The sequence below is a fragment of the Kribbella sp. CA-293567 genome (assembly GCF_027627575.1).
In the GTDB taxonomy this organism is placed as follows: domain Bacteria; phylum Actinomycetota; class Actinomycetes; order Propionibacteriales; family Kribbellaceae; genus Kribbella.
In genome coordinates this window covers 2817812-2833176 of record NZ_CP114065.1, presented here as the reverse complement: position 1 = coordinate 2833176, position 15365 = coordinate 2817812, and the positions used below count along the sequence as shown (strand labels likewise).

Genomic DNA, 15365 nt, shown 5'->3' with positions numbered 1-15365 from the left:
GCCTGTGGACGAAGGAATCCGGGATGTCGGCGGTGATCGGTAGGGTTCGAAGGGTGTTGGAGGTCGTGTTCGCACCCGCCGACCCGCCGCGAGCGGGGCGCTTGGCGCTGTACGGCGACCTGGCGGCGACCGGCCTCGTCGCCGACGAGAAGGCCGAGTTGGTGCTCCCCCGCGGCGATCAGGTGCGCCGCGTGCGGGTGGCGGTGCTGACCCTGGGGATGACGGAGGCGCTGGCTTTCCTGCTGTCGGCAAGCGGCGAGACCAGGCAAGCGGACTCGCGGAGTTGGCAAGCGTGGTCTGCGGCTGCCCTCGCGGGAGTCGGGTTGATCGGGCGGGGCCGGCTGGTGCCCGACGTCAGCCCTGCTGGGTTCGGAGCGTGGCGGGTGGCGCCGTTGGATCCGGCGGATCACGGGTGGTTGCGGAGTCTGGCGGCGGCGATGCCGGCGTACGGGCATGCGTTGGCGATCGAGGGGTCCCGGCCTCTCCGGCTGGTCGATCCGGAGCAACTCGTGCGCGCGTTCTGGGATGCGATCGCCGACACGTTGGTGCGGACGCCGGCCGCGGGCGTCGCAGTACGGGCCGGTGCTGCTGCGTTCGCCGAGGCCGGGCCGGTCGCGTTGACCGGTTCCACGGCTTGGCTGGAGGAGACCGCGCGGAGCGAGGAGGCAGGTGCCCGGCTGGTACTTCGGATCGAACCACCTGAGGACGACTCCGAGTTCCGGGCGGTGCTGCAATTGCGCAGTGGCGTGGATCCGAGCCTGCTGGTGGATGTCGCGGAGGTGTGGAACGCGCCTCCCGCAGTACTGGCGGCCTTGGGTGAGCGGGCCGAGACGGATCTGCTGCTGGCCTTGCGGCGTGGCGCTCGGGTTTGGCCGCCCTTGGGGGTGGCTCTGCGCGACGCGGCTCCGGCCGAGGTGCCGGTGGGCGATGAGGCACTGGACGAGTTGGCCGGCGACAGCAACGCACTCGAGGATGCCGGGATCGAGGTCTTGTGGCCGGCCGAACTGTTCGCGGGTCAGCTCGCTCTGCGGGGTGCTGTGCAAGCCACGCCAGCGCCGGGCGCGGTGACCGGTCCTGACTTCAGCCTGACGGAGTTGCTGGCTTTTCGCTGGCGTCCGACGCTGGACGGGCAGGAGTTGACCGAGGCGGAGGTCGCCGCGCTGGCGGAGGCGAAGCGGCCGATGATCCGGATGCGCGGGCGTTGGGTGCGCATCGATCAGGAACTGGTCCGCAAACTGCGGCACGGTGGATCGCGGAAGCTCAGCGGCGCCGAGGCACTGGGGGCCGCGTTGACGGGGTCGGTGCAGATCGAGGGCGAGCTGGTCGCTTTCGACCCGGACGGTTCGCTGCTGACGATGGTCGAGCGGCTGCGCGCCGCTGAACAGCCGGAGCCGCTGGCCGATCCGGTGGGTTTGCGGGCGACCTTGCGTGACTACCAGCGCCGAGGGGTCGCCTGGATGGCGCAGCTCGCCGAGCTGGGGTTCGGTGGGTGTCTGGCCGACGACATGGGGCTGGGCAAGACGATCCAGGTGATCGCCTTGCACCTCCAGTTGTCGCGACGCGGTCGTGGGCCGACGTTGGTGGTGTGTCCGTCGACGCTGCTCGGCACGTGGGAGCGCGAGTTGACGAAGTTCGCGCCCGAAGTGCCGGTACGGCGGTATCACGGGGCCGGGCGTTCGCTCTCGGAGCTGCTGCCGGACGAAGTGGTGCTGACGACGTACGGGGTGGTGCGTCAGGATCACCGGGTGCTGGGTGAGATCTTCTGGGGCCTCGCGGTCGCCGACGAGGCGCAGCACGCGAAGAACCCGTTGTCCCGGACGGCGCGCGCACTGCGGACGTTGCCTGCAGCAACCAGATTGGCGTTGACCGGAACTCCGGTGGAGAACCGGTTGTCGGAGCTGTGGTCGATCCTGGACTGGGCGGCGCCGGGGTTGCTGGGGACACTGGAGCGGTTCCGGCACGACATCGCGGTGCCGGTCGAGCGGTATCACGACGAGGAGGCGACGGCCCGGCTGGCGCGGGTGACGCGGCCGTTCCTGTTGCGGCGGAAGAAGAGCGATCCGGGGATCGCACCGGAGCTGCCGCCGAAGACCGAGCACGATCTCGTCGTACCGCTGACCGCGGAGCAGGCGACGCTCTATCAGGCGGTGGCGAAGGAGACGCTGGCCAAGATCGAGGAGGCCGAGGGGATGGCACGGCGGGGGTTGGTGCTGAGTCTGCTGACGCAGCTGAAGCAGGTCTGCAACCACCCGGCGCAGTTCCTGCACGAGACCGGTCCGCTCCCGCGGCGCTCGGGCAAACTGGCGGCGCTGGACGAGCTGCTCGACGTGATCCTGGCCGAGGGTGAGTCGGTGCTGATCTTCAGCCAGTACGTCGAGATGTGCCGGCTGATCGAGTCGCATCTGGCGGCGCGGCAGGTGCGGTCGCTGTTCCTGCACGGCGGCGTCGGAGTGCGGAAGCGGGAGCAGTTGGTCGAGCAGTTCCAGGCGGGTGAGGCGCAGGTGTTCCTGCTGTCGCTGAAGGCCGGCGGGGTCGGACTGACGCTGACCAAGGCGACTCACGTCGTGCACTACGACCGCTGGTGGAATCCGGCGGTCGAGGATCAGGCGACGGACCGCGCCTACCGGATCGGCCAGGACCGGCCGGTTCAGGTGCATCGACTCGTCACCGAGAACACCCTGGAGGACCGCATCTCCACGGTCATCGCTACCAAGCGCCAACTCGCCGACGCCGTCGTCGGCTCCGGCGAATCCTGGCTCAGCGAGCTCTCCGACACCGAGCTGACCGAACTGGTCGAGTTGTCGACCACCCCGGCGAAGTCCGGCGCCGCAAGCGCCTACAACCCTTCCGCGGTGGGCCGGGCACCAAGCATTGAGAGCACAGCCAGCGCTCCGCCCGGCTCGACCTCCACGGCCGACGGCGCGGCGCAGACGTCGTCCACTTCCGGTCAGCACCAGGAGCTCTACGGCGGTCTCCCCTCGACCAGTGAGGGGTTGGACGATGAATGAGCGGACGCCCTGGCAGGGGTGGCGGCAGCGGGACGGGGAGAACGCCGGGCTGCCTGCTGCCAAAGGAGCGGGGAGTCGACGGCCGTTCGGCGGGACTTGGTGGGGCAAGGCCTGGTTGGGGGCGTTGGAGCGGCAGGCGCAGCTGGATTCCAACCGGCTGGGGCGCGGGCGGTCGTATGCGCGACGCGGGAGTGTGCTCTCGGTCGAGGTGGAGCCAGGGGTGGTTCGGGCGTCGGTGCAGGGCAGTCGCGTCACGCCGTACGAGGTGACGGTGAAGATCCGTGCGTTCGACGATCGCGAGTGGGAGGCGGTGCTCGACGTGGTGTCGGCGCAGATCGGCCGCGTCGCCGCGCTGCTCGACGGCGAACTGCCGCCCGAACTGGTCGATGACGCTCAAGCGGCGGGACTGGAGCTGCTACCGGACTCGGGTGAGGTGCGAACAGCTTGCAACTGCCCGGATTACGCCGTCCCCTGCAAGCATTCCGCCGCCGTCTGCTACCTGATCGCGGACGCCCTGGACGACGACCCTTTCGAGCTGCTCCTGCTGCGTGGAAAACAGAAGGACGAACTGCTGTCGGCGCTCCGAGCCCGGCGGGCGACGAGTGCCGAGCCGCCGGCGATCAGACGACAACCCGTCGGCGTACTGGCGAAGGCGGCCTTCCAGCGAAGTCCCGGACCGCTGCCGAAGCCTGTGCGTCCATTGAGTCAGCCGGGCGCGCCGACCGCCGTACAGGTGCTGGAGCCGCCGCGGCAGTCAGGGGTCGAGGGCAAAGACTTGGTTGCGCTGGCGACCGACGCGGCGCGGCGAGCCTGGGAACTGGCCGCGGGAGACGGCGACGGCGGGCTCGGCCTCACCCGCGAGCAGGACCTCGCGCGCCGAGCCGCCAACCTCTTCGGTACGCCGGGCCTGGCCGATCTCGCCCACCGCTCCGGCCTGACCGCCCGGCAGCTCACGAGCTGGGCTGTGGCCTGGCGCGAAGGAGGCGCAGGCGGACTCGCGGCAGCCACCGACCACCCGGCCGACCTCGATCCCAGCGTGCTCGCGGAAGGTCTCGAGGCTCTCGGCGGCGTGATCGAGGGCAACCGCGTCACCGCCGGCCGCACGCAGCTGCGTCTCGGCCCGGACGGCCTCTGGTACTTGTTCACCAAGCAGTTCAGCGACTGGATGCTGAGCGCGCCGCCCGGGCCCGATCCCGCGGAGTTACTCGGCCGCCCGTGACGCGACGAACGCCTCGGCGATCCGGGCGATCAACTCGTACGGGATCGGTTGAGCCAGCGGGAACTTGAGCGTGCCCTCACCGGACCGGTAGGGCTCGATCGCCGTCGCGAGCTCGCCGTCGACCGGCGGAATCGGATAGATCGCGAGGTGCTTCTTCCAGCCGCTGAAGTGCAGCAGCGAGGTGCCGTCCAGCGTGATCGTCGGCATCTGGTAGCCGATCTTCTCCCCCGCCCCGGGGACGACGCCGTGGATCGTCTCCCGCACCCGCTGCAGGATCGTCTGCAACTCGGCGGGAAACGATGCGATGTACTCGTCGACGCTCTGGAAGTTCGTGGTCGCCATACCCCATCGTGGCGGCCGGGAGCCGTCGCGGCAAACAGCAGCCACCGGACCGGCGCGCTAGAGAATCGCGCGAAGCTCCTCGGTCAGCCTGGCCGCGATCTTCGCGTGTCCGTCGACCGACGGGTGCAACAGGTCCGTGCAATCGTCCTCGGTGATCCAGCCGTCGGTGCCGACGTACCGGATGGCCGGGTCGCCGCCGGCCTTGACCGCGGCCTCGATCTCCTCGGCGTACTTGCCGTTGAAGGGGCTGAGAGCAACGATCTCACTGCTCCCGTACGCCGCCCGCACCCGCGCGAGGTATCCGCCGTACTGCGCGGCGGTCAGCGTCTCGTCGTTGACCCCGAGGTTGATCACCACCACCTGCGGCTGCTCGATCCGCTCGGCGGGTGAGCCGGCGAAGTTCCAGCCGAACGACTCGATCCCGCCCGGCACCTCACCGTTGCCCGGCCGGACGACGCCCTGCCGCCCGAAGCCGACCTGGTACGCCGATGCGCCGAGTGCTCGCGCGGTCAGGTAAGCGAACGACTTGGTCCCGTCGGCGCCTTCGGACTCCGGGTGCTCGCTGAGCGCTCGCACGCCTTGCGTGATCGAGTCGCCGTAGAACTCCAGTCGCGGTCCGCTCGGGCGCCCGCTCAACCGCAGCCGGGTCCCGGTGCCGAGCACGAGGCCCGCGAAGACGACCGCGCAGCCGAACGGCGGGTGCCAGCGGTTGACGTGTTCGTTGACGTCCTTCACCACGATCTCGACCTTGTGCGGCCCGGCCTCCGCCGCGGTCAGCTCGATCACCGGCTGCGCGACGACGTGCAGTTCGGGCTCGGCCTCGTCGACCGAGACCCACAAGTGCGGCGCGACCTCCAGCCCACCGACGTCGAACAACGCCTGCACGGCAGTGCCGTTGAAGGTGAACGAGATCCGGGAGCCGGAGTTCACGGTGACCGCCAGACCCGGCTGCAGCCCCCACTGGCCTTCCAGCACGATCCGCGGATCACTCGGTGCGACTACTTCGCCCGCCACAAACGCCACTGCTCTGCTCCTAGGTCTCCGGCAACCCGGCCATTCTCCCCAACCGCCGGCCGGGGCCGGACAGGGGTCAGCCTCCCGCGCCGGTCAGGGGCGCGGGAGGCCGGCAGGGTGGGGGGTCAGAAGCCTGAGTTGCCCGGACCTCGGTTGAGGGTGAAGCCGAAGGCGTTGTTGAGGCCGCCCGCCAGGGTGCCGGAGACGGTCACGTTGTTGAAGGTGGCGCTGCCCGCGACCTGGATGTCGATGCCGAAGGTGCCGGTGTTCTGCACCTTCACGCGGTCGAAGGTCAGGTTGGTGACGTTCTTCTGCCAGCTCATCGAGATGCCCTGGTAGGTGCTGTCCAAGATGTCGACGTCCCTGATCAGGACCGGCGAGGTGATCTCCCGGCCCTCGGCGTAGATCCACAGGCCGCCCTGGCTGCTGTTCCAGTCGGTGTTGAAGCCGCCGGCCCGGGTGATCGTGTTGCGCTGGACGACCGTCGTACCGCTGAACGGCTGCGCCGAGTGCCAGGTGCTGATCGTGATCCCGGCGGCGGTGTAAACCGTGTCGGAGAACAGGTTGTCCTCGATCCGGTTGCCGTTGCCGCCGTAGATCGCGCCGCCGTTGGCCAGCGCGGGCAGCGCGGCGGTGTTGAACGTGAACGCACAGTCCGCGACCGCGCTGCTGAACGACCACATCGCCATCGCGTCGTCACCGGTGTTGCGGAAGACGCTCTGGTCGACCCGGCTGTTGGTGACCGGACTGCCGTCGCCGCTGAAGGTGTTGAGGTTGAGGCCGTCGGCGAACATGTCGCGGATCCGGACGCCGGCGACGTACAGGCCGGTGGTGCCGCTGCTGGCCCACAGGCCGACCTTCGAGTGCTCGAGCCACACGTTGTGGATCAGCGAACCGGGCCCGAACTTGCCCTCCAGAGCGGCGTCGGTGGTGACCGAGCCGTCCGGGTCGCGGTACCGGACGTCACCGGCGAAGTAGAAGTCGGCGAGCTGGACGGCGCCGCCGTTGGCGAAGAAGCCGCCACGACCGGCGTTGCCGCGGACCGTGGTGTGCCACATGCCCGCACCCCGGATCGTCACGTTGTCGATGGTGACCCGAGCGGTCAGGTCGAAGGTTCCGCTGGGGATCCAGAGCGTCTTACCGGCAGCCTTGGCCGCGCTGACCGCCGCATTGAACGCGGCTGTGTCGTCACCGGAGCCGGACACAGCGCCGTACGCGGTCAGGTCGACCGAGTTGGCCGGCATCGAGTACGCCGGTGCCACGACCTCCGTGTCGATCAGGTCGATCGTGATCGGTGTGGAGGTGTCGTTCTGCAGCCTGAGCACAGTGCCTGCCGGGTACGACGGAAGCGTCGAGCGGACCTCGTCGTAGAAACGGTGCCCACCACCCAGACCCGGGTCGTTGGGGAACGGGTAGTTGCCGTAGACCCAGCTGTACGCCGAGGTCAGGCTGAGGTCCTTGACCTTGGCTCCGCCCACGTAGACGCCGAGCGGCGCGGTGATGCCGGTACCGGCGGCGTTGTCGGGGATCGAGTAGCGGACGACGATCGAGTTGGCCGGCTTGGTCAGGGTGAACTGGGTGTACTTGCCCGCGTTGTCGAGCCGTACCGCGCGCCGCCCGGACGACTCGGACGCCACCGTCCGGTAGGTGCGGTCGGGGCCGATCACGACGCCGTTGGTGCTGCTGCTCTCCGCCTCGTACTCGGTGTAGGGCACGGTCGCGCCCCGGGTGGCGAGGTCGGTCGATCCGGCCACCGCGAGATCGTCGAGGGCCACGTTGCCGCTGTCACCGGCGTCGTACTGGTAGCCGATCAGGTTGAGTCCGGCGCGGAGCGGCAGGGTCTGTTGGACGGTCGCCCACCCACTTGCCGCAGGCAACGAGACCTGGCCGACCTTCACCCCGTTGGCGTAGGCGCTCAACGTCTTGGTACTGCCGCTGGAGTTGCTGTAGCGGAGGGTGGTCTGGGCATTGCCGGCGGCGAGGAGGTTGACCGTGCGGATCGCGCGACCGCCGACGGCGGTGAAGCCGGTGACGTAGCCGCTGCCGGCGTACCCGGTGATCGACGTACCGACTGTGGTGCCGCCGGAGAGGAAGGAGCCTTCGAGAGCGGCTCCCCCGGCGGGCGGCGGGTCGGTGGGGGCGGCGACGGCGAGGTTGTCGAGGTTCACGTTGCCGGAGTCGGCGCTGTCGAACTTGTAAGCGATCGTGTTGGCGCCTGCGTTCACTGGCACCGCTTCGGCCGCAGTACCCCAGGTGTCCCAGTTGGCGGTGGCCGGGAGGCTGATCTGCCTGACCTTGCTGCCGTTGGCGTACAGGGACAGAGTCATGGCGACTCCGGTGCCGTTGGCGTACCTGAGGGTTGCAGTGCTCGACCCGGCCTTGGCTGCAGTTACAGCGAAGGTGGTTGCAGCGTTGCCCTTGTTGGCATCCGTGTAGCCGCCGACGAAGCCTGTGCCGGTGAAGCCTGGGTGATCAGTGGCAACGACGACTCCCCCGGACAGCGTGGCCGACTCGGCCTCCAGAGCTCCGTCCGGTGTCGGGCCGCCGCCGGGGAGGTCAGTGACGGTCAGCCTGTCCAGGTTGACGTTGCCGGAGTCCGTGGAGTCGAAGCGGTAGCTGAGCTGGTTGGAGCCGGCCGGGAGCGAGAGGGTGGTGTGCAGGTCGGACCAACTGTTCCAGTTGGCCGACGGCGGCAGGGTGAGCTGTCGCACCTTCGTACCGGCCTGGTAGAGCGACAGTGTTTTGGCTGAGCCGGTGCCGTTCGCGTAGCGAAGGGACAGGTCGTAGCTCGCGGCGGCGGGGACGTTAACCGCGGCAGTGACGGCTGCCGTGCCTTTGTTCCCGTCGGTGAAGCCACCGACGAAGCCGGAGCCGGTGAAGCCGGTGTGGTTGGTGGCGACGACTGCGCCTCCGGCCAACGTCGCGCTCTCGGCCTGCACGGTCGCCGTGAAGCCGGCCGCGTCGGCTGGTCGCAGGAAGCCGGCGGCCAAAAGCATGGCCAGTAACGCTGTGGCAAACCTCTTTTTGGGCATGGCTGTGGAGCCCTTCTGTCAGGCACTGCTCGGGCGGGGGTGGGGGCGGAACTAACCTTTGACTGCGCCACTCAGAACGTTGGACCTCAGGAACAGTCGCTGGAAGACCAGGAAGAGCGCCACGGGGATCACCGTCGAGATCGCGAGTGCCGCCAGGAACACATCGAGTTCGACGAAACGCTGCAGCGCCGGGAGACGGACGGACAGGGGTTGCAGATCGGGATCGGGGAGCACCAGCAACGGCCAGAGGAAGTCCTTCCAGGCCGCGATGATCGCGAACACCGAGACCACGCCCAGGATCGGGCGGGACATCGGCAGCACGACCGACCAGAACATCCGGAACGGTCCGGCGCCGTCGACCCGGGCGGCCTCGAAGATCTCCCGGGGCAGGTTGTCGAAGAACCGCTGCACGATCAGGATGTTGAACGCGTTCGCGCCGGCCGGCAACCAGACCGCCCAGAACGAGTTGATCAGCGAGGTCTTCAGCAACGGCGGATTCACGATCGTGAGATAGAGCGGGACGAGCAGCACCACCGACGGGACGAACAGCGTCGCGAGCACGACGCCGGTGAGTGCCTTGCGGTAGCGGGGCCGGAGGACGGACAACGCGTACCCGGCGGTGGTTGCCACCAGCAACTGGACGAACCAGGAGCCGGCCGCCAGCACGACGGTGTTGAAGAAGTACTTGTCGATCTCCACCCGCGTCCAGGCGGTGGCGAGGTTGGCCCAGTCCATCCCGTTCGGCCACAGTGCGAGTGGCGCGCGCAGAGTGTCCTGGGTGGGCGTGATCGCTGCTTTGGCGAGCCAGAGCATAGGCCCCAGGCCGACCAGGAACAGCAGTCCCAGCAGTACTACGTGCAAGCCGCGCGCAGTACGCCGTACGCCGGGGCGGCGCCAGTCCGACGACGAGAGCACTCCCCTGCTCATGAGCGGCTCCAGGATCGGGTCAGCCGGAAGTAGATCGCGGACAGGATGCCCAGGGCAACGGCAAGCATGATGCTGAGCGCGGTGGCCGCGCCGTACTCGCCGCCGAGGCTGTTCGCGAAGGCGTAGTCGTAGATCAGCAGCAGGATGGTGATGGTCGAGTTCGCCGGGCCGCCGCCGGTGAACAGGAACGGCTCCAGGAACACCTGGGACGTCCCGACGATCTGCAGGATGAAGGTGATCAGCAGGACGCCTCGGAGCTGTGGCAGCGTCACGTGCCAGATCTTGCGCCAGATCGAGGCCCGATCGATCTCGGCCGCTTCGTACAGGTCGGTGGCGACTCCGGTCAGTGCCGCCAGGTAGATGATCACCGTGCCGCCGGCCGCGGCCCAGGTCGCTTCCAGGACCAGGGCCGGCATCGCGCTGCCCGAGTCCTGCAGCCAGGACACCGGACCGAGACCTACCGCGCCGAGGATCGTGTTGAAGACACCGTTGGGCCCGGCGTCGTAGAAGAACTTCCAGAGCAGTACTGCGACCACCGGCGGGATCACCACCGGAAGATAGGCCAGTGCGCTGTAGAGACCTTTGAAGCGGCGCACCTCGCTCATCAGGACGGCCGCGACGAGCGGCACCGGGTAGCCGAACAGCAACGCCAGCAGGGCGAAGTACAAGGTGTTCTTGACCGCTGTCCAGAGCAGTGGGTCGGCAAGGACGTCCCGGAAGTTCTGCAGGCCGACGAAGGTCGCCGGAGTGACCAGGTTGGTCTCCTGGAAGCTCATCACCACGGCGCGCAGGATCGGGACCCAGGAGAAGATGCCGAAGACCAGCAGCAGCGGGAGCAGGAAGACCAGTGTGCTGAGGCTGCTGCCGCGGACCCGTGTCATCGGCTACTTCCGGTCGAGGAGGGCCTGCGCTTGAGCGTCGGCCTTCTTGAGCAGGTCCGCGATGTCCGCGTCCTTGTTGGTGAGCACCGACTGCACGACCGGGTCGAGCAGCTTGTAGACCTCCTGCGTCGACCGGACCGGCTCGGTCACCAGCGGCTGGTCGAACATCTTGTCCGTGTAGGGCTTCATCTGCTCCAGCGGGACGTTGACGTACTCCTTCACCCAGCCCAGCGACTCGTCGTACGTCGCCTTGTCGAACACCGGCAACTGCGGAGCGCCCACGGGCTGCTTGGAGGCGGCAGTGGTCTTGGCATCGAGTACCGCGGCGTCCTTGTCGGCCAGCTTCTTCATGTAGAAGAAGTCGATCCACTTCACGGATGCGGCCTTCACTGCCTCGCTCGCCTTGGCGCTGACCGTTGCCAGCGTCCCGCCGCCCAGTACTCCGGCCTGGTCGTTGACGAGCGGAATGGTGGCTACGCCGTAGTCCGCCGGCTTGAGCGCGTTCTGTGTGACCAGGGAGCCGTAGTTGCCGCCACCGGACACGTACATGCCGATCTGGCCGGAGGCGAACGCCTGGTTGATGCCGCCCCAGTCGTAGAGGAAGTTGGCGCCCATGCTGTTGTCGGACCAGCGCATGTCCTTCAGCAACTGCAGTACCGAGGTCATTTCGGGTGTGTCGAGCTGTGCGGTCGCAGTGTCGCCTTCGAGCTTCTCTGTCCGGCCACCGAAGGCGTAGTTGAGGGTGGTGAGGATCCAGCCACCCGTGTTGTCGGTGGTGAGTTCGGCGTACCCGGCCTTGCCGGTCTTCTCCGCGATCTGCTTGGCGCTGGAGCGAACCTGGTCCCAGGTCGTCGGCGGCTGGTCGGGATCCAGACCGGCCTGCTTGAACAGCGAGCGGTTGTAGTGCAGCGCCTGCCCGTACGCCGCGATCGGCACGGCCCACATCTTGCCGTCCTCGGCCTTGCCCGCCTTGGCGACGTTCTCGCTGAACTTGCCCGCGTAGGGCAGTGCGGAGACCAGGCCGGAGATGTCGGCGATCTGCTTGCGCTCGATCAGGCCGCGGCCGTCGGTGAACGGGACGGTGAAGACATCGGGCAGCGTGCCACCAGCAAGCTGCGCGGTGAAGGTGGTGGCCGTCCAGTTGTACTCCTGCGGGACGACGTCGATGGCCGGGTTGTCCTTCTCGAACTGCGCGACCCGCGCGTCGAAGGCGGCGATCGCGCCCTTGTCCAGGCCGGGGTCGCGAGCGACCTTGATCGAGACCGGTCCGTCCGGGCTCGGCGGGCTCGCCGCGTCGTCCGAACCCGAGCAGGCCGTGAGGCTCGCGGCCAGCGCGACCACCAGGGCGATGGGAGTGAGTTTCATCCGTGGTTCTCCTACTTCGTGGTCAGCCAGACGGCTGCGTCGGTGGGAAGGCGGTCGCCGGTCAGGGCGGTGCTGGCGAGTAGCACTTCGCCGTACTGCGGAAGGGCCAGCGCCTGGTCGCCGAGGTTGACCAGGCAGAGGAAGCCGGGTCCCCGGGTGAAGGCGATGACGTCGCCGGTGTTGAGTTCGTGCCAGTCGAAGGGACTTGCGCCGAGGTCGCGACGGCCGGCCAGCGCCGCGCGGTACAGGGTGAGCATCGAGCCGGAGTCGCGTTCCTGCCGCTCGACCGAGTGCGATCCCCAGTCCGCGGGCTGCGGCAGCCAGGGGGTGAAGCCTTGCGAGTTGAAGCCGAAGCTCGGGCCGGTCGTTGTCCAGGGCAACGGTACGCGGCAGCCGTCGCGGCCGGGGTCCGCGCCTTCGGAGCGGTGGAAGATCGGATCCTGGAGAGCGGCGAGCGGAAGGTCCTCGACCTCTGGCAGACCGAGCTCGTCACCTTGGTAGACATAGAGCGACCCGGGCAGCGCTGCCGTCAGCAAAGCCGCCGCTCGGGCCCTGCGTTGCGCCTTGGCCAGATCGGTCGGTACGCCGAACCGCTTGTCCTGGAACGAGAACGAGCTGTCCTCCCGCCCGTACCGGGTGGCCGGCCGGGTCACGTCGTGATTCGACAGCACCCAGGTCGCGGGCGCGTCGACCGGGGCGTGGGCGGCCAGCGTCGACTCGATCGACGCACGCAGCTCGGCCGCTTGCCAGGGCCGGCCCATCAGGTCGAAGTTGAATGCGGTGTGCATCTCGTCCGGCCGCAGGTAGCGGGCGAACCGCTGGGGGTCGGCCAGCCAGATCTCGCCGACCAGCACCCGCGGTTCGGCGTACGAGTCGGCAATCGCGCGCCAGGACCGGTAGATGTCGTGCAGCTCGTCGCGGTCGACGTACGGGTGCTCGGCGGTCTCGCCGTACTGCGGGAAGCTGGGGTCCTTGACCGGCATGGTGGCCGAGTCGATCCGGATCCCGGCGACGCCCCGGTCGAACCAGAACCTGAGGATCTCCTCGTGTTCGCGGCGGACGTCCGGGTGGTTCCAGTTGAGGTCGGGCTGGTCGGGCGTGAAGAGGTGCAGGTACCACTCCCCCGGCGTACCGTCGGGGTTCTTCGTCCTGGTCCAGGTGTCGCCGGAGAAGCTGGAGACCCAGTCGGTCGGCAGCTCCTCCCCGCCGCGGAACCAGAACCGGTCCCTCGCGGGCGAGCCCGGGCCTTCCTCCAGCGCCTGCTTGAACCACTCGTGCTCACTGGAGACGTGGTTGGGAACGATGTCGATGATCGTGCGGATGCCTCGGTCGGCCGCCTCGGCGATCAGCAGCTCGGCCTCCTCGACGGTGCCGAAGGCCGGGTCGATCGTGCGGTAGTCGGCCACGTCGTACCCGCCGTCGGCCAGCGGGGACAGGTACCACGGGGTGAACCAGATGGCCTCGATGCCGAGGCTGCTCAGATAGGGCAGCCGCGACCGGACGCCGGCCAGGTCGCCGGTCCCGTCACCGTCTCCGTCGGCGAAACTGCGCGGGTAGATCTGGTAGATCGCCGCGTCCCGCCACCACTGTTCTCTGCTCACCCGGACTCCGTTCGATCATGGTAGGTTTAGCGCTCCACCTTGGTGGGACCGTAAGGCCGGTTCCGGCCGGGTGTCAATGGGGGGATCGCACTCGTATCCTGGCCGCGACGATCGAGAGGAGCCGCTGGTGCGGGTCACGCTGAAGGACATCGCCGACGAGGCCGGGGTCAGCATGATGACGGTCTCCAACGTGGTGAACGGCAAGCGCGCCCGGGTCTCGAAGGACACCATCGAGCGGATCGAGCGGATCGTCGCCGAGCGCGGCTACGTGCCGAGCGCGTCGGCCCGGAGCCTGGCGGCGAAGTCGTCGCGGCTGATCGGGCTGCTGGTGCCGGCCGCCGACGAGGACAGCCTGATGATCAGTCCGCACAACGTGGCGATCGTCGGGCAGATCGAGCGGGAGCTGCGCAAGGGCGGCTACCACCTGCTGCTGCGCGGGATCGCCGCGCCGGCCGAGGTGGCCGAGGCGCTGCAGTCGTGGAGTCTGGACGGCGCGGTGCTGCTCGGTTTCCTGGACGAGGAGATCGACCGGCTCACGCCGCGGACGGTCGGCAAGGTGTCGTTGCTGGCGATCGACAGCTACTCGGCCAACCCGCTGACCACCGGCGTACGGTCCGACGACCACACGGGTGCGCTGCTGGCCGCACGGCACCTGCTCGAACTGGGGCATCGGGAGATCGTGTTCGCGAGTCCCTCGTTCTCCGGGGTCGGCGTGGTGCACGAGCGGTACTCCGGGTTCCGTGCCGCGTTCGCCGAGGCCGGGCTGGTCTGGCGGGAGCGACTCGTCACGGCGAACACCACGCATGCCGGCGGTCGCGAGCTCGGGCGGCGGCTGAAGTCCGAGCATCCGGAAGCGACGGCCGTGTTCGCGACCGCCGACATCCTGGCGATCGGGATCATGGAGGGCCTGGGCGAGAGCGGTTTCTCGGTGCCCGGCGATGTCTCCGTGCTGGGCTTCGACGACCTCGACCTGAGCGCTTACGTGACGCCGAAGCTGACGACGATCGCGCAGGACATCCCCCGCAAAGCGGCGATCGCCGTCCGGCTGCTGCTGGGCACGGTCGAGGGCAAGGACCATCCGGCCGACCCGATCACGCTCGACGTGCGGCTGATCGAGCGTGGATCGACCGGCTCACCACCCCTCCTTGCGGGCGCGGGCCTCGAAGAGCAGGATGCCCGCTGAGAGAGCGACGTTGAGCGAATCCGCCTGACCGAGCATCGGGATCGAGACCTTGCCGAACCCCTGCTGATGCCAGTTGCGGTGCAGTCCCGCGCCCTCCGAGCCGACCACGAAGGCCGTCCGTCCCCGGTACGCCGGTGTTTTGTAGCTGCCGGTCGCCGCGGGATCGGCTAGGTGGACGTCGAAATGGTGCTGCCTGAGCCAGCTCGCTGCCTCCGCGATCGTCGGGAACTCGAGCACCGGCGTGGTCAGGACCATGCCGCGGCTGGCGGCGTACACGGTGGGGTGGGTGAGTTTCGCCCGTCGGCTCGTCAGGACCAGACAGTCGGCGCTGGCCGCGTCGACGGTGCGGATCAGGGTGCCGAGATTGCCGGCGTACTCGACCCCGTCGGCGACCAGGATCAACGCGTCCTCGCCGAGGCGGAGCAGGCTGGGCCGCCAGGCAGGGAGGCGGGCGATCGAGATCAGGCCGTCCGATCTGCTCTTGCGGCTGACCCTGGCGAGCAGCTTCGGCGAGATGCGGAAGACCTCCCGCGCGCGGGCCGCGATCTCGGCTGCCTCGTCCGGTGGCGCGCAGGCCTCGGGACAGTAGTAGAAGGTGTCGACAGTGGTCGGGGTGCTGAGCAGGCGGCTGTGCTCCCAGCTCCCCTCGACCAGGATCCGGCCGGGGACCGTGTCCTTGCGGACGGCGAGCAGGGCGCGGCCGCGGGGATGCTGCGCGCCGATGGTCAGGGCGTCGGGAAACGACGGTGTCATCAGGTGACTCCGGAGGATGAGACCAGCGAAAGCGTCCCGG

The 15365-nt window shown here is 68.7% G+C and carries 11 protein-coding genes; 3 read left to right on the top strand and 8 right to left on the bottom strand.

From position 1 onward, the window contains the following. The first annotated feature begins 23 nt into the window (after positions 1 to 23). Together OX958_RS13530 and OX958_RS13525 are read left to right on the top strand one after the other, a co-directional pair. A complete protein-coding gene (locus OX958_RS13530; protein WP_442913270.1) occupies positions 24 to 3008 on the top strand; it encodes a DEAD/DEAH box helicase in 2985 nt (994 codons plus the stop codon). Then, positions 3001 to 4227: an SWIM zinc finger family protein gene (locus tag OX958_RS13525; protein WP_270137670.1), complete on the top strand. Its 1227-nt coding sequence runs from the start codon at positions 3001 to 3003 to the stop codon at positions 4225 to 4227. Before OX958_RS13530 ends, OX958_RS13525 begins: the two co-directional genes overlap by 8 nt. On the opposite strand, the gene OX958_RS13520 is transcribed toward OX958_RS13525, so the two are convergent. From OX958_RS13520 to OX958_RS13490, 7 genes are all read right to left on the bottom strand, one after another. After that, positions 4210 to 4569 carry an iron chaperone gene (locus OX958_RS13520; protein ID WP_270137669.1) on the bottom strand — a complete coding sequence of 120 codons (360 nt, stop codon included), beginning with the start codon at positions 4567 to 4569 and terminating at the stop codon, positions 4210 to 4212. The genes OX958_RS13525 and OX958_RS13520 overlap by 18 nt on opposite strands. A 57-nt stretch (positions 4570 to 4626) precedes the next feature. Next, positions 4627 to 5592 carry a GDSL-type esterase/lipase family protein gene (locus tag OX958_RS13515; protein ID WP_270137668.1) on the bottom strand — a complete coding sequence of 322 codons (966 nt, stop codon included), beginning with the start codon at positions 5590 to 5592 and terminating at the stop codon, positions 4627 to 4629. Between the two features lie 116 nt (positions 5593 to 5708). Next, positions 5709 to 8579, bottom strand: coding sequence for a CBM35 domain-containing protein (locus tag OX958_RS13510; RefSeq protein ID WP_270137667.1), 2871 nt, complete (start codon positions 8577 to 8579; stop codon positions 5709 to 5711). A gap of 87 nt (positions 8580 to 8666) precedes the next feature. Next, positions 8667 to 9542: a carbohydrate ABC transporter permease gene (locus OX958_RS13505; protein WP_270137666.1), complete on the bottom strand. Its 876-nt coding sequence runs from the start codon at positions 9540 to 9542 to the stop codon at positions 8667 to 8669. Continuing rightward, a complete protein-coding gene (locus OX958_RS13500) occupies positions 9539 to 10423 on the bottom strand; it encodes a carbohydrate ABC transporter permease (RefSeq protein WP_270137665.1) in 885 nt (294 codons plus the stop codon). The genes OX958_RS13505 and OX958_RS13500 overlap by 4 nt, the downstream gene beginning before the upstream one ends. Before the next feature lie 3 nt (positions 10424 to 10426). Beyond that, positions 10427 to 11788 carry an ABC transporter substrate-binding protein gene (locus OX958_RS13495; protein WP_270137664.1) on the bottom strand — a complete coding sequence of 454 codons (1362 nt, stop codon included), beginning with the start codon at positions 11786 to 11788 and terminating at the stop codon, positions 10427 to 10429. An 11-nt stretch (positions 11789 to 11799) separates the two neighbouring features. Continuing rightward, a complete protein-coding gene (locus OX958_RS13490; protein WP_270137663.1) occupies positions 11800 to 13389 on the bottom strand; it encodes a glycoside hydrolase family 13 protein in 1590 nt (529 codons plus the stop codon). Positions 13390 to 13516: 127 nt separating this feature from the next. On the opposite strand from OX958_RS13490, the gene OX958_RS13485 reads away from it, so the two are divergent. Beyond that, positions 13517 to 14572, top strand: a complete 1056-nt coding sequence (locus OX958_RS13485) for a LacI family DNA-binding transcriptional regulator (protein WP_270137662.1) — start codon at positions 13517 to 13519, stop codon at positions 14570 to 14572. Here OX958_RS13485 and OX958_RS13480 read toward each other — a convergent pair. After that, a complete protein-coding gene (locus OX958_RS13480) occupies positions 14522 to 15325 on the bottom strand; it encodes a TrmH family RNA methyltransferase (RefSeq protein WP_270137661.1) in 804 nt (267 codons plus the stop codon). The two genes, OX958_RS13485 and OX958_RS13480, sit on opposite strands and share 51 nt — an antisense overlap. Positions 15326 to 15365: the final 40 nt, after the last annotated feature.